Here is a 21,281-nt window from a genome sequence, read left to right as displayed (position 1 = left end):
CCTTGCGAGAGATGGAGTGATCAATGGCATGGACTGGCATTGCTCGAGATGAGCATAGCCGCAAAGGACTGCGGTATCCAAGCGACATGACGGACAGAGAGTGGGCGCTGGTGGCACCGTTCATTCCTCCGGCAAAGCACGGCGGTCGGCGTCGCAGCACGAATATGCGTGAAGTGGCCAACGCGTTGCTCTACCTGGCCTCGGCCGGATGTGCCTGGCGCCTGCTGCCCAAGTGCTTTCCACCGGTCTCGACGGTCCGGCGCTATTTCTACGCCTGGCGTAACGCGGGATTGTTTGAGGTGATGAACACGCTGCTGGTCATGAACCTGCGAGAGATCGAGGGGCGCGAAGCCTCTCCCAGTGCGGGCATCATCGATAGCCAGAGCGTGAAAACGACCGAGAGCGGCGGTCCGAGTGGGTATGACGCAGGCAAGAAAGTCAAAGGTCGAAAGCGTCATATCCTGACCGACACCTCCGGCTTTCTGATCTCCATCCTCGTGCACACCGCCGATATTCAGGACCGGGATGGCGCCGTCGACGTGCTCAAAAGGATTTGCCAGCGCTTCCCTTGGCTGCGCCATATCTTCGCCGATGGTGGCTACGCCGGTGACAAGCTCAGAACGGCACTCGCCAAAGCCGGGAACTGGGTGATCGAGATCATCAAACGATCTGATCAAGCCAAGGGCTTTGAAGTCCTCCCGCGCCGCTGGGTCGTCGAGCGCACCTTCGCCTGGCTGGGACGGTGTCGCCGCCTCGCAAAGGACTGGGAAGCGACCATCGCCTCTTCAACCGCCTGGGCTATGATCGCTTCTATCCGCATGCTCATCCGCAGAACCGCAAGGTATTGCTACGCCTGAGAAACTTTTGAATCGGGCTCTTAGCGGCAAGAGCCTGTGCCAATTGTGAAAGCCCCTGTTGACGAACAAGTAGCGCCTCTTCCCGTTGTTGCATGTCCCGGACGCTTATGAACCCCCTTGCAGCAACCGGACGTATCCGATCGAGTTCGCGATGAGCCGATGAGACGAGATTTTGCTGAATCGCAATCTGCGATTGGAGATGTTTTACCTCTTCTACGAGACCGGCATGTTGCGCCGCGAACTGCCGCAATTGTGCGCCTACAGCTTCTTCGGTAGCAATTTCCTGGGCGAAGAGTTGAGAATCTTGCGCGGCGATGGCAGATTCCACCCGCACAGCGGGAGTTTCAATGCTCGCGCTATCTTCCTCTGCGCGTATCAGGGCCAAGTAAGCTCCTGACTTCACCTCCTGCCCCTCTTCCACAGGCAGCGACGCGATCACGCCACTTCTCCCAGGAACAATTAGCGATATACCTGCCGCTGGGACTATCGAACCAGACGCTATCTCAACCCGAGTATAGCTGGCCAATGATAGAAATATCAAACAGGATAATACAATCCCTACAATAAAATATCCTACTAATTGCCAAGACACCGGAACGAATATTTCGACGTTGCCTGGAAGCTTATTTATTGAGGAGTCTGAAACGTCTTTCCGAAACATAGCCTCATGAAAACCTCTATAAATATAGATTTAGTAGATAAATTACATTGTAGAGCCAATTAATTCAATTCCTCTATGATCAGAAAAATATTTTACAATCACTCGTCCGCCCGACGTTGTCCATATTCTCGGTTTTTCTTCACCAGGCTCATAAATTACTTGGTCTATGGGAACGGATTCTATATCTTGACCTTTCCTAAACGATTGCAAAAGAGTGGTTTTGGAATGGTCAAATTCTTTAAACTCACGAAACTGCCCGACGAAAAAAATCCGAAAATCTTTCCAGTTTGGAACATTAGCGCTAAATGAAACGCAAGGATGTACTACAGAGGCGCTAACTTGGCCCGCATAAGGTGGAAACGTAACAGCCCTGCCGTGCTTTGTAAATATCACCGGCTTAGTCCACATTGCTCGTTGAGAGCAATCATTGTTACGCATTCGACCATTAGCTGCAACTTGATCAATAGAAAGTAGGCGGTAGTGATACCCTATTAGGTATCCAGCCATCATCTTTTCCCCATCATCACGGACTGATGTAACAATATGATCGAATCCAGCTATAACAATGGTCTTTCCTCTAATTTCTTTTATGGAATCATGCAGCTTTTTTGCTTGATTTTTCTCACGAAATCTTACAAAATTTCCAGAATTGCTAGCAATATCTTGTTCTTCATCGGTAAGTTCATATGCTATTAATTTATAATTTAATTTTTTAGCCAGTCGAACCAAATTTGCAAATACAGGGTCACGGACATACTTTCCGGCTTTTCCATTAACATCCGGTAGCGATACCGAGTTTTCAAATTCTACTTTATCGGCATTAAATGCTTCAGCAGCTATTTTTGTGTATCCGATGGATCGAAGTTTCTTTAAGATTTTTGCGACAAAAAATCTATGACTTGAATCGAAATGGGATTCGTTAAATAGGACAATGTCAGCATCTTTTGCTTTTTCTGTTATATAAGTCTCAGCGTCGCGCGCTTCGGCCCCATCAATGAAATTAATTATATTCAATTTTTGGGCTGGCTTATCTGAGTTGTATATAGCCATGGAGTCTTTGTATCTTCCAACCATGGCATTGTTTTCAGCCTGGCGCATGGCAATATCAAAGCCTACACCTGAATCCTCTTTGGCAGCATAGTGCCGTAGGTCAATCCGATCGCGAAGATAGCAAAGTGAATCGTCTAAATCCCATTTAAATATGTTAAATGGTTCTTCGGTAAATCTAGAACTACATTTATTCAAATCTGAAGCTTCTCCAAACTCACACACCGCAATCATGGCGCCGATACCAAACGTACCGACACCAAATTTACTCAGGAACAACTGACGAATGTATGAATTCATGAATTTTCGGCTCCTCAGCCATAACTAAATTGGCAATCTTGTCAAATTCATGCAGATACACGTGAGGCTTGTTGTTATATACGAAATCATCCGACCTCGATATTAGGAACTTAGAGCCCGATCCAAAAGTTGTTGAGCAATACCAGCATGTTATGATTCACGCCGTCCTTGCGAGAGATGGAGTGATCAATGGCATGGACTGGCATTGCTCGAGATGAGCATAGCCGCAAAGGACTGCGGTATCCAAGCGACATGACGGACAGAGAGTGGGCGCTGGTGGCACCGTTCATTCCTCCGGCAAAGCACGGCGGTCGGCGTCGCAGCACGAATATGCGTGAAGTGGCCAACGCGTTGCTCTACCTGGCCTCGGCCGGATGTGCCTGGCGCCTGCTGCCCAAGTGCTTTCCACCGGTCTCGACGGTCCGGCGCTATTTCTACGCCTGGCGTAACGCGGGATTGTTTGAGGTGATGAACACGCTGCTGGTCATGAACCTGCGAGAGATCGAGGGGCGCGAAGCCTCTCCCAGTGCGGGCATCATCGATAGCCAGAGCGTGAAAACGACCGAGAGCGGCGGTCCGAGTGGGTATGACGCAGGCAAGAAAGTCAAAGGTCGAAAGCGTCATATCCTGACCGACACCTCCGGCTTTCTGATCTCCATCCTCGTGCACACCGCCGATATTCAGGACCGGGATGGCGCCGTCGACGTGCTCAAAAGGATTTGCCAGCGCTTCCCTTGGCTGCGCCATATCTTCGCCGATGGTGGCTACGCCGGTGACAAGCTCAGAACGGCACTCGCCAAAGCCGGGAACTGGGTGATCGAGATCATCAAACGATCTGATCAAGCCAAGGGCTTTGAAGTCCTCCCGCGCCGCTGGGTCGTCGAGCGCACCTTCGCCTGGCTGGGACGGTGTCGCCGCCTCGCAAAGGACTGGGAAGCGACCATCGCCTCTTCAACCGCCTGGGCTATGATCGCTTCTATCCGCATGCTCATCCGCAGAACCGCAAGGTATTGCTACGCCTGAGAAACTTTTGAATCGGGCTCTGAGAAACGGGAGCCTCCGTTTAACGACGTGGGGATTCCTGTCAAAATTGGAGTACCTTCTGGTGAGGAAGAGCCAAAAAGGTTCACCGTAAATGTAAGTCCATCCTTTGGCTATGCGAACCGGGCGGTGAACATTATCTATAAAGGCCGCCGTCTTACACTTTACGCCAGTCCACGTATGCCTGGATACACGGATGACAATTTTGTGCATTTGAATACTGCTCAAGCGGATGCATTAGGTGCTCCTCGTGCAAACACGAGGGACAGTAGCCGGAGAATAGATGATCCTTATGTCCAATCGGCGTTTGCGGTCGAGGTCGTCAATGAGGATCCGAATCTATACGATCCAGTATGCCCAATGCATTGGAATGCCGAACGGAACCCATCACTCTGCAAGAAGGAGAAGCAGCTAAGAACTTCAGAATATCTGAGACTTTCGCAAAACGCAAATTGACTAATTACCCTGTTACATATTGGTTAGTATAAAAGAAAAATTGCGCGAGAGAATGGTAGATATTCTTGAAAACATCCGGGGGCAGCCTCTCGAGCGGCAGGTTCATCCGAAACCCGTCGTTCAAGGTCAAGCCCACGAAGGGCGGGTTTGTCCCAGACCACGTCATAGCTGTCGTTCGGCTCAACAGCGCAGGAAGACGCGAGCCGTACGACCAACTTGGGCGCGTAACAGACATTTCCCAATCTGTCGGCGCAACGATCAAGGCCGCATCAGCAAGTCCCGACGGGCAATGGCAAGTCAGTTTCTTCCGCTCAGCAAAGTCATTCCGGATGCCGCCGCGACGAGTCGCACCGCCTTCGGCGGTTGCGCTCGGGACAGTTGCAAAGTGCAGTAGCGCTTTGCAACTGTCCCGAGCGCTTCAATGGCCTCGGATCGTCTCAAACGGCGGATAATTTTGTAGCCCATAAATAAAGGGTTGCGGTGAGACGAGACACCATCTGCAAACATAAAGGGAAGCAGGCCGACTTGGGGGGCACGGGCAGGCCTTCGGCGACGATGCGGGCGGTGCAGTCTGCCCGATCCCAGTTCCAGCGGCGCAGGGGGTAATCGCACCGATAGAGGGGATCGTCGATCGAGAGCGCATGATTGGCGCGCGCAGTGTCGCGGGGTCCGGCATCGTAGCCGATGAGGCGTATGACCCGCTGACCCCTGCTCCATGCCTCGATCGCCGGTTGCCAGGTCTTGAGGAACGCGTCCTGCGGCGCTTTCTTGTATTTGAGGCTGCAACTGGAGCCGCCGAGCGATTTGCTCGGCAGCGTCGCGTTGGTCAGGCACATCTCGAAAATATGAAGTCAAGTTGTCTATGATGGCGTTTGCTGCCGTGGATATCAGGGGCTTATTCTCAATTTACCTGCCCGCGGTGTTCATGAACAATCTGAACGATCGGTAGAGTTGCAAAGCGCTACTGCACTTTGCAACTCTACCGATCGTAACCGCTAAAGGCGGCATGCTGACCATTGATCTGTGCAGATCATTGAAGGGATACCCGCATCTGATGTCATTGCTGCTTTTTCAAATAAAGATCAAACCAGGCGATTAGCTCATCGTAGAGATTGCGTACATTTGCAGGGGAAAGCGCAATAGAATGGTTCTCTCCGTGATAGCGCAGCAGGCGCGCCGGCTTTCCTTGCTGATCAAGCAATGTAAACATCTCCTCGGCTTCGGCAACGCTTCCCCGTATGTCGAATGTGCCGTGCGCCATGAGCAGCGGGGTATGGATCGTTGAAGTGTACATGATGGGCGAATTGGCCGCGTAAATCCCTGGATCACGATAGGCCTGTGCTGGCATGCGCATGGCAGTCGTCACGATCGTGGGATTAACTCCCTTGTCCTGAGCAATGCCTGGCCAACCGTCGCCGCTGCGATCAAACGCTCCGTACGTCGTGTGCATGTCCGCGATCCCATCGATAGCGGCGGCTGCCGCGAAGCGGCCGGTTTGCGTAACAAGGGAGTAGGTAGCGTAGCCGCCGAAACTCTGCCCAAAGAGCCCGACACGTCTCGGGTCGCTCCCTTCCAGTTCGATGAGTTTGTCCACAGCCGGCAGCACCCCTTCTTTCATATGGAGGTAGGGGCCACCGGATAGCTCCTGTGCGCGCGGCATGGATGGGACGAGGACCGTATATCCTTTCGCTGCATAAAGTTGAAGGTTGTAGATTCCGGGCAGAAGGCGGTCATCCCAATAGTCTTGCTTGCCCCGGATCATGGTGCCCGGATAAACCCAGACCAAGACTGGGTGGCTTTGCCCTCGACGGTGTCCGGGCGGATGGATCACCAGGGCCTTCAGCGGTGCTCCGCCTTCACTGACATAATCGATCGTGGAAATTGCCCCCCAGTCGATGGAGGCCAGATGGTGGTTGACCCGGAAAAGCTCCAGCGTCCGATCGGTGCCGGCCGGCCTTCCTTGTAGCACCACCCCCCGATCAGTCAGTTCCCGCCATATCGAACCGTACCTGTCCTGAGCGAGAAGCTGTGCGCCTGAGGGTAAATCAAGACGCTTCGACTTGGTCGGGGGAGAGGCTGGACGCGGTTTGCTCCTTTCCGACAGATACCACCAAGTTTCGGTTCCCTCGCTGGCTGAAATCTGCCGGCCGCGTATGAGCAGGGAGCTGTTTTTGAGCCATCGGGCAGAGAGCTCGTGGTCAACCGGACCGGCGTCCCAAGTCCGATCGACAAAGTTTGGGGCGACGGAAGAGACTTTCCCGGAACTTGCATCGAGACGAAACACACGCACGTCGCGGGTACTGCCGGACGCCCGCGCGCGCAAAAGCAATGCGGTACTGTCAGGAGACCAGTCAAGCAGGTCCAGTGGATAGCGTGCCTCTTCCGGCACCGTGACCCGGCGCGGGGGAGACTTGGCGGTAAGGTCGATGAGGATGAGCCGCTTATCCGATGCGGTTTCATCGTTGTTAAGAGGTTTCGGCCCGACTTCCTGCGGCGGGATCACGCCAGCAGGGGCCAGGACAGCCGCTGTTTTGCGGTCCGGGGACACCACTAGGGAGAGCATTCCGCGAAAAGGAAAGGCTGGGACGCTAGCCAGAAGCTGCCGTTCGCCACTCGCTGCATCAATCAGCGAGATTTCCACCTGATACTGTTCTCGTGTGCCAGAGAGATTTTCTCTGCCGCTGTCGGCGACGTCGACGGTGCTTGTCGTTCCATCCCGCAGCGTTTGGGCGACCTCACCGGCAAATTCCAGTGCGCGCGTGTTCTGGGTGAGCAGTGAAGAATTCTGCCCGGCGGGCATCTGCAGGACGAGCAACCTGTGTTCGTCGAGCCAGAGAAATGGTGCGCGTTCGCCTGCCCCCTCCGAGGGTGTACATCCCAGCGACTGGCGCTTCGCGTCTGCTCCTCCACGCAAGTCCAGCGCATTAAGCGGAGAGCCGTAACGCGTCATGGTCATCATGGGCTGCTGCGAAATGCGCCGGATCCCGTCTGTAGCGCGGGTCCACATGTATAGGCGAACGGCATCCCCGCCATGTGGCTCGGCTCCTTCGGGGCGGGTCGATAGAAAGGCGATCCTTTTACTGTCTGGACTCCACTGCGCGCACCAGTTTCCTGCCGCTGCCGCATGCCCATCAGTGAGGTTCCGACGGTCAGACCCATCTCGCCGAACAAGCCAGACATCGGCGCGGGACGGATCCACTTCATAAAAGGTGCGACCGGCCACTTCCCCCTCTCCGGCTGGCCGTTGCACAACGACAGCAAGGTCCTCTCCATCGGGAGAGGCGGCGACCTGCTCCATAGCTACCGTGCGAAGGACATCGTCTATCGTCAGGGGGGCCGCATTTGCCGTTCCGGAGACCAAAGTGATGGCCATAAAGGCCAGTGAGACGTAAAATGATCTGCGCATGCCCCAACTTTGATCCCAGCAGTGAATATGGCCTATCAATAGAGGCGCCTATCTTTTTAAAGGCAAGATTTTCGGCTTGTTGCCACCGAGCCGGATGTCACCACTACAGATCGCAACGGTCACTGTGCCGGCGGTGATTTCAACATAACGATATTTGCGTCACTGCCCCTTTTCGAAGAAAGCCGTTCATAAGCTTGGCGCCAACGCGCCGCGTCGCGCTCGGCATTCACGCGAGCATGAAAGTGCCCGGCAGCTTCGGCCAACGCCATCTTGAGTTGCTTCCGGGTCTCGGAAAGTTCGGCTCGTAAATCGATGATGGTAGTTGCTGTCCCACGCGAAGCATGAGGTTTTGCCAGCTCCATCAGGCGGTGCTTGACGGTTGGATAGGTGGTATCTCTCGTTGCGATCAATGTCCGAGACCGGCCAGCCTCGAGCGCCACATTCGAAATGTTGATCGCAAGCCTGCCAGTCTCCTCTTTCCTTTTCTTAAGCGCCGGATGGGTCGGTCTGCCGCTCACCAAGCGTTCGATTGCCATCAAGAAATCGGTTTCGATCTCTGCTCGTCTCCTATTCTCTGCCATCCACCGCCTCCATATCGACGCGTGCTTCCAGCGCACCGATGTCAGCGCCAATCGCAACAAGTAGCGCACGGGCTTGGGCAGCTCGATCGCCGATGACCCGGAACGTGTCGCCGTTACCTGCGCGTACCGCGGCTCGGAAAGCCGTCATGTTGGCGAGGAAGCGATCCTCCCAGAAAGTACGGTGTTTTGAATCTATTACGAAGGATGGGCAGCCGGCGCACACGCCGGGCTCCCGTGTCTCATAGTTCGGCTCTTTATTCAGCCAGGAAGATGTGCCGGCGAGTTGGTGGCATCTCATCGCCTGCGGAACAAGGGGGAGGCATTTGCCATGGGGTGCGAACCACAGCCTGATATCATATTCGAACACGAGAGAGATTGCATTGCGCCACCCTTCGCCTCCGCCTCGGACGCCTATTTTGGTGCGCAATTCTTCAATCGAGGCCTGAAGTTGGTCGCCCATGCGCCCGGATACCAGCGTTTTGCCGGTGGCAAGTTCGTACAGGAGAAGCGCGGTATGTTGGCGCTGCGTCGTGGACAGCGGCTCAATCTGCAGAAGATTGGTGCCCCAGTAATGCCCTTCGGTCATCGCCTGGCTGATATGGTGAAAATGCATTTGCACTGCCGGAAGGAGGCGAGGATCAACACTCAGGGCGAAGTTTGCATAGAATTTTCTGAATTGGTGGCTGCGAATGCAGCGGCCGTTGGTGTTCTTGTACGGGACAAGGTCATTATCTTCGGCCGGATGCTCCGATTGGTTGGGGAGTGAAGTGAAATCTACCCACTCTTCGACAAAATCACGCATACCTTTCAGAAGGGACATGGATCGAATTTGGGCTACAGATGCCGACCTGACCGGCAACCCTCTGAGGTTCGTGAATTGTACCAGGAGGCGATCGGACCGAAGCATCTGCCGGTAGCGTGCAAGTAACTGATCCAAAATGATGATTGCCCGGACCGGCAGCGGCAAATCGGACGCCCCCTTCGGTCGCATTCCAGCAAGCCAGTCGACTTCTCTAGGGGTGTCCTCCATCTTCGAGATAACAGTCCGGATCAGGAAAATCTCGTTCAACCCAGTGAAGCTGGGTACGACGCGCACGCAACGCGGCAAGCCAGATTGGTCATCCATTCCAGCAGGAAGCCCACAAATCTCAGATATCCGCATGCCGGTGCCTGCTTGAATGGTGATCGCTGCCGCATTGCGTACGGCCAAGAGCAATTGCCTGAAGCGTTGTGCCGGGTAGATGAGTTCTCCGCGTTCGTTCGTGATGATCTCCAATCGATCGTGCCAAGGCTCTCCTGTTTGGGGATTCCTGCTGAATATGAAGGCCTTCAAGGCTTCGCCTCGAAGTTCCTTTTTATACACCTCGGACGTTCCGGGACCGGTGTGATGATCGGTCGGTTCGCGATCATTGATGGCATCGCATTGAGCCTGCAGTCTCAGGACGTCATCTGTGGGTTGGCCCAGGAAATCAGCGGCCCTGTTGAGAACAGGAATGGCAATCTCGTCAGGCAGCGGCATCGTGTATCCGTCCGCCCTCGCAGTAACCTCCCTAGCCATCTCGATGGCGCCTCGCCCTCCCCATGGAATCTGCGGCATCGGAGCGATGCCTGCCGCGGAAAGTTCCCCACGCTGCTGCCACAATGCGATTATGGGCCGAAGACGAAGGTTAGCCTGGGCTTGACTTAGGTCATCGCCGTCGGAGTCTTCGGCAAGGGAGTAAGCGAGGTCGTCACGATATGATGCGAGCGCTGCAGGATCGAGCTGATCCGGTTTGTCATAGCTGTTTTGAACCAACCAGGATGCCAAGTAACGTAGCCCGGTTGAGGTGGTCGACGCAGAACCCGGTGAGAGAGGTTGAGCATTGTTACCGGGCGAAGCAAAGAGCGACCATGCGAGACGACGCAGCCAGTCGAGCAGGTTGTTATGATGTTCGTCCAGCAGATTGCGACCATCAGGGAGGATCAGATCCCAAGAGAGCATGCTTGCCGACGAAGGGGCGCCAGGCACCGGATTGTCGAAGAACCAGCGAGCATCACCCCATTTGCTCGACGGGGATACTGGCGCATCGCGAAGATCTGCATCATGGCGCAGGTGGAGCCTGGAGTTGCTCGACAGGGTCGCGAAGGCCGTCATCCGACGGTGGGTAGCTTGACGTTCAGCCGCGAGGCTGTCGCGGCGATCACAGGGTCGACAAATTGCAGCAGAGCGTCGACATCTAGGAGGATCGGCGCCCAACGGGCGACCCAGGCCTTTGGTCCAACACTTGGCTGGGCCGCATATATCGCCTGACGCAGCCCCTGGTACAGCGCCACATTGGCAGCCTTCCCAATTTCTGCCGCAGCTAATGGGCAGCTGGGGCAATGGCCATAAGCATTACACAATCGCCCACGGCGCTGCCCAGGCAGTGGGCTGTCCATAGGGTCAAGGCAGATGAAGCCGGGCGTTGCCGCGCCGCGATCCATCGCGGGTGCAAGCAATCTTGAGCGCGGGTCGATAACACCATGAGTCTCACGCCATCGTTCACGTGCAAGGAAAACTTCTCCAAGTCGCTCATTATACCGCTGGATTGTACCGTTAGAGGTATAGTGGCGCCAGAGGGTCTGCGGATCTTGCTGTTGACCAACCGCGCGTGCAGCGAGGATATCACCGGTTGTCACCTGTATCTCATCGAGAATGGTCGGGCGAATTTGGGCCAGATAGAACGGTTCCAACCCATGGTCCTTGATAAAACTGCGCAAGGCGAGGCGCCATTTTGAATCCTGGGTATCGCGGTCGTCGCGACCGAAGGAGGTTACGCGCTTGTCGCCGCGCTCTGGTACGAACAGAAAGACATGATCCTCATCGCGTGGGTCAGTAATGTGTGGACGCAGACGTTCGGTCAGACGTCTCAGGAGGTCGAAAAGCTGGGCGGCATTAGTACCGTCTCCGGCAGTCGCATCCAATGTTGCGACCGGATCAGTGGCAGCCCTGGGTTTGCTCCCGACAATCCGAACGAACTGCTGCCCAAACCGATTCCCGAATGCAATATTGGACCATTCGAGGCTTAAGATCGTGTCGCTGTTGAACGCGGTCGCGACAGACAGGAGCAGAACGAAAGGAACGAGGTCGCGGCCGCTGGCGTAGAAATAGCCTGCGGTCTCTTCGCGGCCAAGAATCCGAGCAGCGTTCCCAATAGCTGTGTCATGTCGACGGATAACTTGAAAGTTCGGTATAACTCCCGGGTACATGCACTCCAATGCGGCGAGGCACAGGCCCTGGTCTTTCCGGTATGAGCCGCCGAGACAAAGAGCTTCTCTTCCCTTGGCGAGGAGATGTTCTCCTCGCTGCAGCCGCCCTGCAATCGCAAATACCTCCCCTTCGGCAGCCGAAATGATCCGAGCGAGATGATCCTTGGAAAGCCGGGGCCTCGGGCTGGTCTTGCGCGTTCGACCGACCCACAGGTTTCTCGGCACGTCGGCGATCACCCCTTGCGCATGCAAACCCCAGCCCGGATCATCCCGTAAGGCTTCCACGATTGCGATCAATGCGTAGAAACGAGCGGATCTCACTGAAGGTTGGAGGAGATTCCCGTGCCGGCTAGCTTCGTCGCTGTTCAGCCATGAGATAAAGGTCAGCATCAGGGATTTATCGAAATCAGCCAGTGTAAGATCGGCCCGTCCCGTTTGCTGGAGGAATCCGAACCACCCCACGGCTAAGTCGCGCTTTCGATGAATCTTCGTTTTATCAGCGTGTGAAGCACCCCAAAGGCGGAACCCGTGAGTGATGGGTTCGATCAATCGGGGATGATTGTTGAGAAAATCTAGTTCAATGGAAAGCGGAGGCAATCCGGCGCGCGGAAAGGTGACGATGGTCTTAGCCGATGAAGGTGCCGGAAGATTGCGCCGCCCTTCGAATGGAACGAGGCTGCCGGGGGCTTCTGCCTGCTTGCGCAACAACGCTGCAATCGATGGAGTGCGAGGGCTTCTCAAGGTTCGATCCCCAGCAATCGCCGAGCGTCGAAAAAATGTCCGTGCTGGCCAAATATCTCGACAAATGAGAGATAGGTGTTGATCGTCGTTGTCAGCTGCGCGTGACCAAGTTGGGCTTGAATCTTCTTCCACGGTTCAGGATTACCGTTCCGCTTCTCGAACCAATAGGTGAGCACAGCATAGGTATGTCGAAGATCGTGGACACAGTGACTGGCCCTCTCGCGTACGAATATCTGGCCCGTTCCTGGATCGGTGACGTTCTCCTTTAGTATCAGGTTGGTACGAAGGCATGCCTCCTCGATCACCTGCTGGAAACGCCGGTGAGATATCGGGCGACCTGGCGCATTGGCTTCCAGCCCAGACAGGAAAAGATTTGGAGGTTCGGCAGCGCAGTTTTCTCGGGCAAGAAGAGCAGCAGCGCGCTCTGTCGTAATGTACGTCAAAGCATCGAGGACGAGCCAGTTCGGAACGGCCACCATCCGCCTCTTGCGCCCTTTACCGATGATGGACAGAGGCTGCTCAGCGGCGGGTGCCGCTCTATCCGGTCGCATGCTTTCAATCTGATAATGGGTGAGTTGATGGAGCTCGTCGTTACGAAGGCCAACAAACAGGCCGAAATCGCCAATCAGTCTGTCACGACATGGACGTGGATCAGATACTTGCTCCGTTGCCCGCGGCCCCAGAGCCTGCAGAAATGCGGGAATCTCCGCCGCCATGAAAGGGCGTATCGTCGATTTGTGGGGGCGCCGCTTCGGTGCGAGATCAGTCCAGTACCGGGGTCGATCAACTCGACCGAGATGCGACAATGCCGAACGATCCAGTGGCGGCCGGAAAGGTGACCATGTCGAGAGCTGGCGTATGGAGGCGTCGCTGTGCCACCCCCATTCAAATGACCGCTCATAGAATGCCGCGATCACAGACATACGGTTCGCAATGGTTCCAGCTGCATATGGACGCTTGGTCAAGGGCGAGACACCGGTCTCATACATCTCGCGATAGGCAACGAGTTCCGGGCGGCCAGCAATGTGCAGATCCGGAATGCCGAGATCAGCAAGGAACTCGATCCAGCTCGCCATAGCGAATGCAGCATCACGCCAAGTATGTGGTGACGCTCTACGCCCACTCTCAACATAGTGACGGCGGATGAAGAAGGTCGGGAACTCGAGCAGGCGTAAGGTCTGGGCGTCAAATAGGGCCGGTTCTCCCTTCTTGAGGCCGTATGCCGCCGGCCCGTTCAGAAAAACGAGCACATCCTTCGGCAAAGACGCAAGGCTGAGACGGCTCTCCAAGTGGCACCCCCTTCGCGTGTAGCCAGATTACCCGGATACCTCGTCCGGCGAAATGCGCTTGCTGTCAGCCGGTCTCAGGCCGCCGCGAAACGCACACCAGAGGGATCACTTCATATTTTTTCCAGGATGCCGTAATAGGGCGGCCAGTGCTTGAACCGTTTTGGCGTGTACGAGACGATCTCGTGCCGGATGCCCCGGTCGCGCATCCAGGGGCCGATGACGTCGAGATAGGCGTATGTTTCCGGTTTCTCGTTCCCGGTGTCGGCTGTCAGCACGAGGTCGGGAGTTGCCCCGCGAGCATGCAGCTCGAGAAGCAGCGCAGTGCTGTCCACGCCGATGCCGTAAGCGAGGACCACCGGAGGCCCCGGGATGGGCATTGTCATGACGATTCCTCCGGCTCGAGATAGCTGTCGAATGGGGGACCGACCGCCTCGATCCAGGTGCCTTCGCGATCGAGTTCGGCGATGCGCGCTTGCAGGGCCGCCTTGAGTGCGTCGGGGTCGAGATCCTCGCCCTTGGCGTCGCTCGACACAGTGCTGAACGCGATCGTGAACGCGTGATTGTAGCGCGCCATTTCAGGCGACCTCGGGATCAGACGTCCCGGATGCGCGGGGCGCGATGGCGATGTCGAGCCGGTTGCGGCTCATGACGATGGTGACGGTGCGGTCCTCGGGAAGAAGGTGACGATGGTTGAAAAGCCGCGCGCGGATACTGTTTTCGAGCGCCGCGTCGTCGCCTTCGAGCAGACCGATGATGCGTTCGGCCGCGTCGGCGCGAAATCGCTCCTGCTGGGTCTCGTAGCTGTCCGCGTTGCTGTCTTCGCTGGCGTAGAAAATGGCATTTTCAAACAGATCGGCAACGTCCTGCGCGGTCATGGCGGTGCCGCGGCGAACGAAGATGCGGGTTTCCTCGACAGAGTTGCAGGAGAACTGGTCTGGCGCGAACGCGACATCGGCTGCGCATTCCACGGTGGCGAGGACGCCGGCTTGACCGATCGTCGCTAAAAGCGTGATTGCCTCGACAAATCCGTCCTCGGCTTCGATCGGCGCTTCCTTGCTGTCGGAGATCGTGAAGGTGCGGTCGCCCTGCGTGACGCGGAAGACAACGTCCTCGACGCGCGAGAGACGGTCGTACCAGCCATAGCCGGTGAAGGCGTCCTGGGCTTCGACCAGCGGTCCGCCGAAGGGGTTTTGCGCCGCGACCGCAGATTGCACCGGTTGGGCGACCAGCGCGTCGAAGTCGGGCATCAGGACCATGGCGGGATCGGTTTCGCGCATGCCCGTTTCGTAATTGCGGCTGCTGTCGGCCGCGGGCGCGGACCAGGTAAAGAGATACGGTGCCGCTTCGGGGAGAGTAACACCCATGTCTCTTGCGGCGCGCCAGTCGTGAAACGAGAGCCGGTGCCTGTCCTGCGCGGCGATCGCCCGGAAGATGGCGACGTGGACGGCGTGCCGCAGGTCGGCGATGGCGGCGTTCTCGACCACTTCCTTGCGTGCGGGAAGCACGAGCTGGATCTGCGGCGCATCGAAAATGTCGACCTTGGCGATCCAGTGCCCGCCGCGATCGACCTCCTGGACGAAAGGCAGGGCGCAGGGAATGGTGACGCCGTGGAAGTTGAGGCGGTGATCGCGCGAGGAATAGTGGGAGGGATTTTTCCGGAAGACACCGATCCGGGTGCCGTTCCATTCCTCGACATGATCGGCGTCGGCGAGCCAGTCTTCGTAGGGAAGGGCCTCTCCATCGAGGAGCACGGCAACCGGATAATGTTTCGCGGCGCGCGTAATGTCGTCGCGCAGGGTGCGGACCCACTCGCCCTGCACGCAGACGGTGATGGCGGTCCCGCAGGCGATAGGATCGGACGTGATCGCGATCGGGCGGCTCGTTTCCCAGGCAGTGGCCGGGATGTGCGCCATCCAGCCCTGGCGATCGGGCCGCGAGTAGGAACGAATAATGACATTCCGCCCGGCGAGGCTGAAGACGCCCATCCCGGCGGGATCTTCGGCGCGGCGGGTCTCGTCGGACCATCCCGATCGACCCAGTGTCACGATCGAGGCGGGGTCGGCAATGCCGTGACCGTCGTCGACGACATGGAGGAAAGTGTCGGCGCCCGATGTCTGGATCGACACCGATACGCACTGCGCACCGGCACGGCGGGCATTCTGGAACAGTTCGTTGATGACGTCGAAGGCGGTGTTGTTGAACAGCCGCGTCACCTTGGAGATGGTCTCGGGTGCGACGGCGGTTGCGATGGTGGCTGGGATCATGGGGACGCTCCTCGTGGCTGGCGCGCTTCTTCACGCCTCCCCGCTCGTTCCCTCTCCCCTCTCCTGATCGCCGGGGAGCGTCTGCTCTTGCAGGAATGTCCCGCGCCCGCCTCGAAAAGCCCCGACCACGGTGCCGCCGTCCCAGTGACCCCCAAGAATGCCTTTGCGCACGATACCGCAGACAGGAGCCCTGCGCGCGGCGAGAAGCCGTGCGCGGCGGGTATCGCGGTCTATCGGTTCGCCTGTCGCGATGTCTGTCAGGGATCTGAGCGGCTTCATGGCTTGTCTCCGGCGATATCTTCCATGGCAAGGATCTGGTCGAGTGTCGGTGGGGGCGTGCAGCGCGGTCGACGGCCGAACAGCAGTCCCATCTTCTGAGCATATTTGTGGACGGCGGCATGGTTCCGGCCCAGTGCCGTGACGACATCGGCAAAGGCGACGCCATTGTTGTAGGCGCGCTTCAGCGCATGGCGTTCGTCGTCCGTCCAGGGCTTCTGATATCCATGAACCAGGCCGAGGTTATTGGCGCGCGTGAACAGCGACGCCTTGGTCCGCCCCATGCGCGTCGCCAGTTCGGTCATTGGAATCTTGCCATAGAGCGCGCGCAGGGTGGCGATATCGTCGTCGGACCAGACCGGACCGCCGCGAAAGCCGTCCCGCATTGCATGGGTGCCGCGAAGTCCAAGATATTCGCTGCGCCAGCGGATCGAGTAACGGGTCCGCCCGAGACGCGTCAGGAGGGGTGTGAGGCTTTTGCCCTCCCGATAGGCAAGCGTGAGGAGAGCGTCCTCTTCGGGTGTCCATGAACGTCCCCAGCCCCGCCCGTAGCCGAGGCGTTGCAGGATCGCCTTGATTGCGATCTTGCTGCGTTCGCAATAGCCTGCTTCGACCAGCAGGGATGCGATGTGGCCGTAGCGATGCCCCTCTTCTGCCAGCGACAGCGTGAGCATGGCCTCGGCCTCGGTCCAGTCGGGGGGCTTTGCCGGATGGCGAAGGCCAAGACTGTTGGCACGGCTCGCGGTCCCTGACAGCGGGCGGCCGATAAGGATCGCGATCTGGGCGATGGGGACGGCGGCGGCATATCCAGCGCGCAACTGGGCATCCTCCCACGATGTCCAGCGTGGGGGGTTGCCTTCGGTGAGCCCCAGGACCCCGGCCCGCGCATAGACGGCGCTGCATGCGCGACCGAGATCGGCGGCAACGTCCGCGGTCGCGCGTGAGCCATAGTGGCGCGAGAGCCAGTTATCCTCGTCGGGCGTCCAGGGACGCTGGGAATGGCGGCGAAGGCCAAGCGTTGCGACCTTGTCGCGAACGCCGGCAAGACCCCGCCCCAGGGCGGCGGCGATCTCGGCCAGCGGGATATCGGCGCGAAAGCCGGTCTCGAGCGTGGCGACTTCCTGCGGGGTCCAGGCATTTTGCCGGAAGGGCATTTCGGGCAGGCGGCCCTCGGGCTCGGGGCGCACCGGACAGGCGACCAGTTCGACGACGGTGGGGGCAAGATCGGTCATAGCGACACCACAGCGACATCGCTCAGCCGCGCGCGCAGCCTGGCATGGAGGCGGGCGATCCGGTCATCGCCCCTTGGCATGGTATCGATCGCCGCGATTGCCGAGAGGAGATTGAGTGCGCGATCCGTTCGATCGGCGTCGAGGGACAGGTGCCGCGCCAGATCGCATGCCGTGCTGGCGTTGGGCGAAATGCGCTTGAGCGCGTCCATTATGGCAGCGGCATCGGTCGCGGAGGGATCGAGGAGGAACGCGTCGAGCGCGCGCGTGCCCTTGAGTGTTATGCCAGGACCATGATCGGCGACCTCGGCAAGGCCGGCAAGATCCAGCAGCCGCGCTGCCTCATCGGCCTCGATCGCCGCTGCCGCGCGAAGTTCCGGTGTCCTGCCCACATGCTGGGTAATGGTCGGATCGATATGTGCCAGGACAGGCGTCGCCGACAGTGCAGGCCCGAGCGCGAAGAAGTCGCCGGGGGCAAGGTTACGCAACAGGTCTGCGTCGCGTGGCGCAAAGCCCAGGAGATCGGCCGCGCGCGCGATGTCGCGGTCGAACACATTCAGCCCGACAAGGAAGTTCTGAAGTTCCGACACGACCGATGTCGATAGCTTGGCGAGCCGCTGGGTGGCGATAACGGTTGCCAGACCGCGTTTGCGTCCTCTGGCTGCAAGGTCGGTGAGGGTCGCGACCCCGAGCCGCCGGGCTTCGGCATCGCGCGCCGATCCTGCGACATGGGGCGCGAGAAGATGTCCCTCGTCGATGCACACAAGAACAGTATGTGCCCAGTCCTCACGCGGCGCGCCGACAAGCCCCGCGAAGAAGGCGGCAGCCTTGATGATCCGCTGGTCGGGGTCGAGGTCGGTGAGATCGACATGAACGGAGAGACGGTGCCGGCGGCTTCGGGCGGCAGCGGCGGTCAGGCCATCGGCGGTCAATTCGACCGCGCGGATCGTGGTCGCGCCGATATGCCGTGCGAGATTTTCGAATTCCCCTTCGGGATCGACGATGGCGACGGTCGTGTAATCGAATGCTTCCTCGATGATACGACGCAGCGTCCGGCTCTTCCCGGCACCCGAGCTGCCCTGGATCAGCAGCCGTCCGGCAAGGAGGCGATCGAGATCGAGTTCGAGCGATCCGGTGGAGTGGCGGCCGAGCGGTACGCGATTGGCCGCGGCCTCGGCGACGGAAATGGAAGCGGGCGAGGTCATGTCCGGTCCTTTGGGGCGACATCGGCGTCAGGCAGTGCCGGATCGTTGGCGGGCGGGGCGGCAATGGCGTCGGGATCGGGCGCAGGCGCGCCGTCCATGCTCTTCCAGTCCAGCATGTCGTCGCTTTCCCGTTCGCATTGCTGGCAGGTCGTGGAATCGTAAGTGCTCAGCAGCACCCATGCCTGGGTCTCGACATCCCAGACGGCGACCGCGTCCTTCGTCACATTGTCGCTGCCGCAATGGTCGCAGACAGGCTTGACCGCCTTTGTCGGGGGACGGAGGCGATCCTGGGTGCAGACTGACCAGTCGCCGTAGAATTTGCCGCCATAGGGCAGGCAGTCGCCCTCGATCTGGATGGCATGTTGGCCAAATCCGTCATGGAAATGAATGTCCGTATCCGGGAAAAACTTTTCCAGGACGTCGCGGGGAGCGCAGATCTTTACGTCGCTCCCGTAGGTGGTGTGAACATAGCTGAGGGGGCCGATGGCCGGCCCTTCGCTGCCCCATGCCTGCATGTCCCGGTCGGCGTTGTCGCGACCGTGAAAGAGATAGAGATAGACGCTCATGGCTCGTGCCTCACGATGCGGTGGGAAGGAGGGAGGCAAGCGCGCTGGCCGGCACCTGCTTGCTGATCGGTGCCGTGCTTTCGACGCGGATCGCTTCGAGGCTGTCGAAGGTCTCCGGCATCTGCCGGCGCTCGTAGCGGTCCTTGTCGACAAGTCCGTAGATGGGCTCGCCTTCGTGGCGGGCAAAACCCAGGGCATCGACGCTCACGACGCGGCGGAAAACGCAACCGACCTTGCCGTCGGGCACCCAGTCGGCCCAGGAGCCCGAGGCCGAGACGCTCTCATATTGGCCGATGATCGCCTGATAGGCGGCGCGCCGTCGCACGACATGGCTGTCGTGGATCGAAACCTCCTCGCCGGTCAGGTCTTTCCAGCGATCGGGATGCCAGCATCGCACCGATCGGCGGGCATTCTCGACCTGAAGAGCGATGCCGGGGATCGGCAGGCGGCGGAATTCGTCGGCGAAGCCGTAGAGAACCAGCGCATAATCGACATCCTCCTCGTAGAAGGGATCGTCGCGTCGCAGGGCGTCGGGCATTGCGGCTTGACGCTCGTCGGAAAGGACGTAGCCGCCATAGCTCGGCGTCCAGACCCGCCAGATGCCGGGCAAGACCTGCTCGGCCCGGTCGGGGATATCCCATGGCGTGGTTGCGGGCCGCAGGCTCGGTTGAAATCGGGTCATCTGTCGTCTCCCTTTGTGGATCGGACAGTTTCTCCCTCTCTCCTTCGGCTTCGATCGTCCCGGGGCGCAGTTTTCGAATAACGGGTTAAGTCATGTAGTCAGTTTCATCCGATCCGTAGCTGATCGAGAATGGCCGCTTCCAGCGCATCGCCTTCGAGATCCTCAGCGTGGATGGTGACGACAGGCGCGATCTCGCGCAGCTTCTCGACCTGGCGCAGCTTCAGCCCGAGCGTGTCAGCATCCTCGCCGGTCACGATTTCGAGGGCGGATTCGATGACCTCGCCGGTGGTGAAGTCCCGCAGGTCGAGAAGCAGATCGGGACGCAGATCGCCCGCGCGTGTCGCGATATCGAACAGGAGGCGTTTGAACCCGACACCGATGCCGCGGCGGCGGAAGCGATATTGAAGGTCGAGCAGCCCGACGATCGTCTTGCGCTCTGCAAGATTATGCACCGCAATAAAGTTTGCGGGTCGGGCGATAGGCTGGGCGTAGGCGCGGAGCGCGGCATAGCCCTCGCGCGGATTATGTTCACCGACGACTGCCAGAACCAGATAGGGCGGTCCCATCCGGCGCTGATTGACGCCGATATGCCGGATGCGGTTCTTGACCGTGAGTTCCCGGCCCTCTGCAAGGGTGATGGTCGAGCCGGTGACGTCGGTCGCGTAGAGAAGCAGAAACGCCTGCGGCGCATGTTCGCTCGGCCATTTCCGAGCCGCCTCGCGAAGTTTGGCGAAGACGATGCCGCGCTCATAGGGATCGATGTGGGTGTAGAGATGGCGCGCGAGCGGGATGCCCGGTGCGATCTGAACGCGCTCGGCGGCGTGGCGCAACGCGGCAAATTCGCTCGCCATCGATGTCGTCCTGGGTTCCCCGACCTCGAGCGGATCGACGACGTTGACGTGCGCCATTTCCATGAGAAGCCACAGCAGCCGGGCAAGCCGTGGGATGGCGACGCCGCGGGTGCGATCGTCGGGCTCGGTATCGGCGGGGAGCTGTGCCAGCTTTTCGGGGGCGAGGCGGTGCGCGGAGAAGAGCCCGTCAGGCTCGTTGATCGATCGCGGCGTGGCAGTCGCCCGTTCGCGGATACGCGGCGGCGCCTGTTCGCGGAAGAAGGGGCAATCGACATGATGTTCGGGGCGTCGCTGGCGAATGCTGGTCAGGCGGCGCAGATAATAGGTTTCCGCTTCGGAGAGATAGGCCGGTGAAAGCAGCGGGGGATCGGCCCCCTCTCCCAGGCAGTCGCAGGCGATCCATTGGTGATGGTCGCGCGCCTTGACCACCATGATGACCGAAGCGCGGTGATCGGCGTCCTCACCCTCGCCGGTGTACCAGCGCACCAGCGCCTCGCGGACCACGTCCGGGACGGGGGAACGGGAGGCAAGGCCCCTGGTATCGCGCGGAACAAGCCACATGGCGGTGAGGATACTCCATAAAGCTTGCAAGGTCACCTTT

17 protein-coding genes and 1 pseudogene are annotated in these 21,281 nt (G+C 58.7%); 2 read left to right on the top strand and 16 right to left on the bottom strand.

The window, feature by feature from the left end:
• The first annotated feature begins 23 nt into the window (after positions 1 to 23).
• Positions 24 to 857 carry an IS5 family transposase gene (locus tag ACI6S0_RS24060; RefSeq protein WP_038293239.1) on the top strand — a complete coding sequence of 278 codons (834 nt, stop codon included), beginning with the start codon at positions 24 to 26 and terminating at the stop codon, positions 855 to 857.
• Here the strand turns inward: ACI6S0_RS24060 and ACI6S0_RS24055 are convergent.
• Entirely contained in the window at positions 823 to 1,296 is a 474-nt protein-coding gene (locus ACI6S0_RS24055) for an HlyD family secretion protein (protein ID WP_234831487.1), read from the bottom strand. The genes ACI6S0_RS24060 and ACI6S0_RS24055 overlap by 35 nt on opposite strands.
• A 264-nt stretch (positions 1,297 to 1,560) precedes the next feature.
• A complete protein-coding gene (locus ACI6S0_RS24050; RefSeq protein ID WP_125987621.1) occupies positions 1,561 to 2,865 on the bottom strand; it encodes a hypothetical protein in 1,305 nt (434 codons plus the stop codon).
• 189 nt (positions 2,866 to 3,054) lie between these two features.
• On the opposite strand from ACI6S0_RS24050, the gene ACI6S0_RS24045 reads away from it, so the two are divergent.
• Positions 3,055 to 3,888 carry an IS5 family transposase gene (locus ACI6S0_RS24045; RefSeq protein ID WP_038293239.1) on the top strand — a complete coding sequence of 278 codons (834 nt, stop codon included), beginning with the start codon at positions 3,055 to 3,057 and terminating at the stop codon, positions 3,886 to 3,888.
• A gap of 974 nt (positions 3,889 to 4,862) precedes the next feature.
• Here ACI6S0_RS24045 and ACI6S0_RS24040 read toward each other — a convergent pair.
• The 14 genes and pseudogenes from ACI6S0_RS24040 to ACI6S0_RS23975 form a co-directional block, all read right to left on the bottom strand.
• Positions 4,863 to 5,192 (bottom strand): annotated as a pseudogene (locus ACI6S0_RS24040) (hypothetical protein); the annotation flags it as partial.
• 227 nt (positions 5,193 to 5,419) lie between these two features.
• Positions 5,420 to 7,321, bottom strand: a complete 1,902-nt coding sequence (locus ACI6S0_RS24035; protein ID WP_228167499.1) for an alpha/beta hydrolase family protein — start codon at positions 7,319 to 7,321, stop codon at positions 5,420 to 5,422.
• 566 nt (positions 7,322 to 7,887) lie between these two features.
• Positions 7,888 to 8,349: a hypothetical protein gene (locus ACI6S0_RS24030; protein ID WP_048939543.1), complete on the bottom strand. Its 462-nt coding sequence runs from the start codon at positions 8,347 to 8,349 to the stop codon at positions 7,888 to 7,890.
• Positions 8,336 to 10,483 carry a hypothetical protein gene (locus ACI6S0_RS24025; protein ID WP_125999104.1) on the bottom strand — a complete coding sequence of 716 codons (2,148 nt, stop codon included), beginning with the start codon at positions 10,481 to 10,483 and terminating at the stop codon, positions 8,336 to 8,338. The genes ACI6S0_RS24030 and ACI6S0_RS24025 overlap by 14 nt, the downstream gene beginning before the upstream one ends.
• Positions 10,480 to 12,282 (bottom strand): hypothetical protein, encoded by a 1,803-nt coding sequence (locus ACI6S0_RS24020; RefSeq protein WP_143840433.1) that lies wholly within the window; start codon positions 12,280 to 12,282, stop codon positions 10,480 to 10,482. The genes ACI6S0_RS24025 and ACI6S0_RS24020 overlap by 4 nt, the downstream gene beginning before the upstream one ends.
• Positions 12,283 to 12,314: 32 nt before the next feature.
• Complete coding sequence (locus ACI6S0_RS24015) at positions 12,315 to 13,607, bottom strand: tyrosine-type recombinase/integrase (RefSeq protein ID WP_434406005.1); 1,293 nt, start codon at positions 13,605 to 13,607, stop codon at positions 12,315 to 12,317.
• Positions 13,608 to 13,717: 110 nt separating this feature from the next.
• Positions 13,718 to 13,990, bottom strand: a complete 273-nt coding sequence (locus tag ACI6S0_RS24010; RefSeq protein WP_434406004.1) for a hypothetical protein — start codon at positions 13,988 to 13,990, stop codon at positions 13,718 to 13,720.
• A complete protein-coding gene (locus ACI6S0_RS24005) occupies positions 13,987 to 14,181 on the bottom strand; it encodes a hypothetical protein (RefSeq protein WP_063976906.1) in 195 nt (64 codons plus the stop codon). Before ACI6S0_RS24005 ends, ACI6S0_RS24010 begins: the two co-directional genes overlap by 4 nt.
• A gap of 1 nt (position 14,182) precedes the next feature.
• Positions 14,183 to 15,871, bottom strand: a complete 1,689-nt coding sequence (locus tag ACI6S0_RS24000; protein WP_122129070.1) for a sensor histidine kinase — start codon at positions 15,869 to 15,871, stop codon at positions 14,183 to 14,185.
• A 275-nt stretch (positions 15,872 to 16,146) separates the two neighbouring features.
• Positions 16,147 to 17,379 (bottom strand): hypothetical protein, encoded by a 1,233-nt coding sequence (locus ACI6S0_RS23995; protein WP_063976904.1) that lies wholly within the window; start codon positions 17,377 to 17,379, stop codon positions 16,147 to 16,149.
• Complete coding sequence (locus ACI6S0_RS23990) at positions 17,376 to 18,581, bottom strand: helicase HerA domain-containing protein (protein ID WP_063976903.1); 1,206 nt, start codon at positions 18,579 to 18,581, stop codon at positions 17,376 to 17,378. Before ACI6S0_RS23990 ends, ACI6S0_RS23995 begins: the two co-directional genes overlap by 4 nt.
• Positions 18,578 to 19,147, bottom strand: coding sequence for a hypothetical protein (locus ACI6S0_RS23985; protein ID WP_063976902.1), 570 nt, complete (start codon positions 19,145 to 19,147; stop codon positions 18,578 to 18,580). The genes ACI6S0_RS23990 and ACI6S0_RS23985 overlap by 4 nt, the downstream gene beginning before the upstream one ends.
• Positions 19,148 to 19,157: 10 nt before the next feature.
• Complete coding sequence (locus ACI6S0_RS23980; protein ID WP_063976901.1) at positions 19,158 to 19,829, bottom strand: DUF7007 domain-containing protein; 672 nt, start codon at positions 19,827 to 19,829, stop codon at positions 19,158 to 19,160.
• A 104-nt stretch (positions 19,830 to 19,933) separates the two neighbouring features.
• The gene (locus ACI6S0_RS23975; RefSeq protein ID WP_063976900.1) at positions 19,934 to 21,241 is read right to left on the bottom strand and encodes a hypothetical protein; all 1,308 of its coding nucleotides are present in this window, start codon (positions 21,239 to 21,241) and stop codon (positions 19,934 to 19,936) included.
• Positions 21,242 to 21,281 lie beyond the last annotated feature (40 nt).

Source organism: Sphingobium sp. DN12 (assembly GCF_051058005.1).
In the GTDB taxonomy this organism is placed as follows: Bacteria; Pseudomonadota; Alphaproteobacteria; order Sphingomonadales; family Sphingomonadaceae; genus Sphingobium; species Sphingobium yanoikuyae.
The sequence above is the reverse complement of the archived record's forward strand: the minus strand, read 5'-3'. Positions and strand labels throughout refer to the sequence as shown.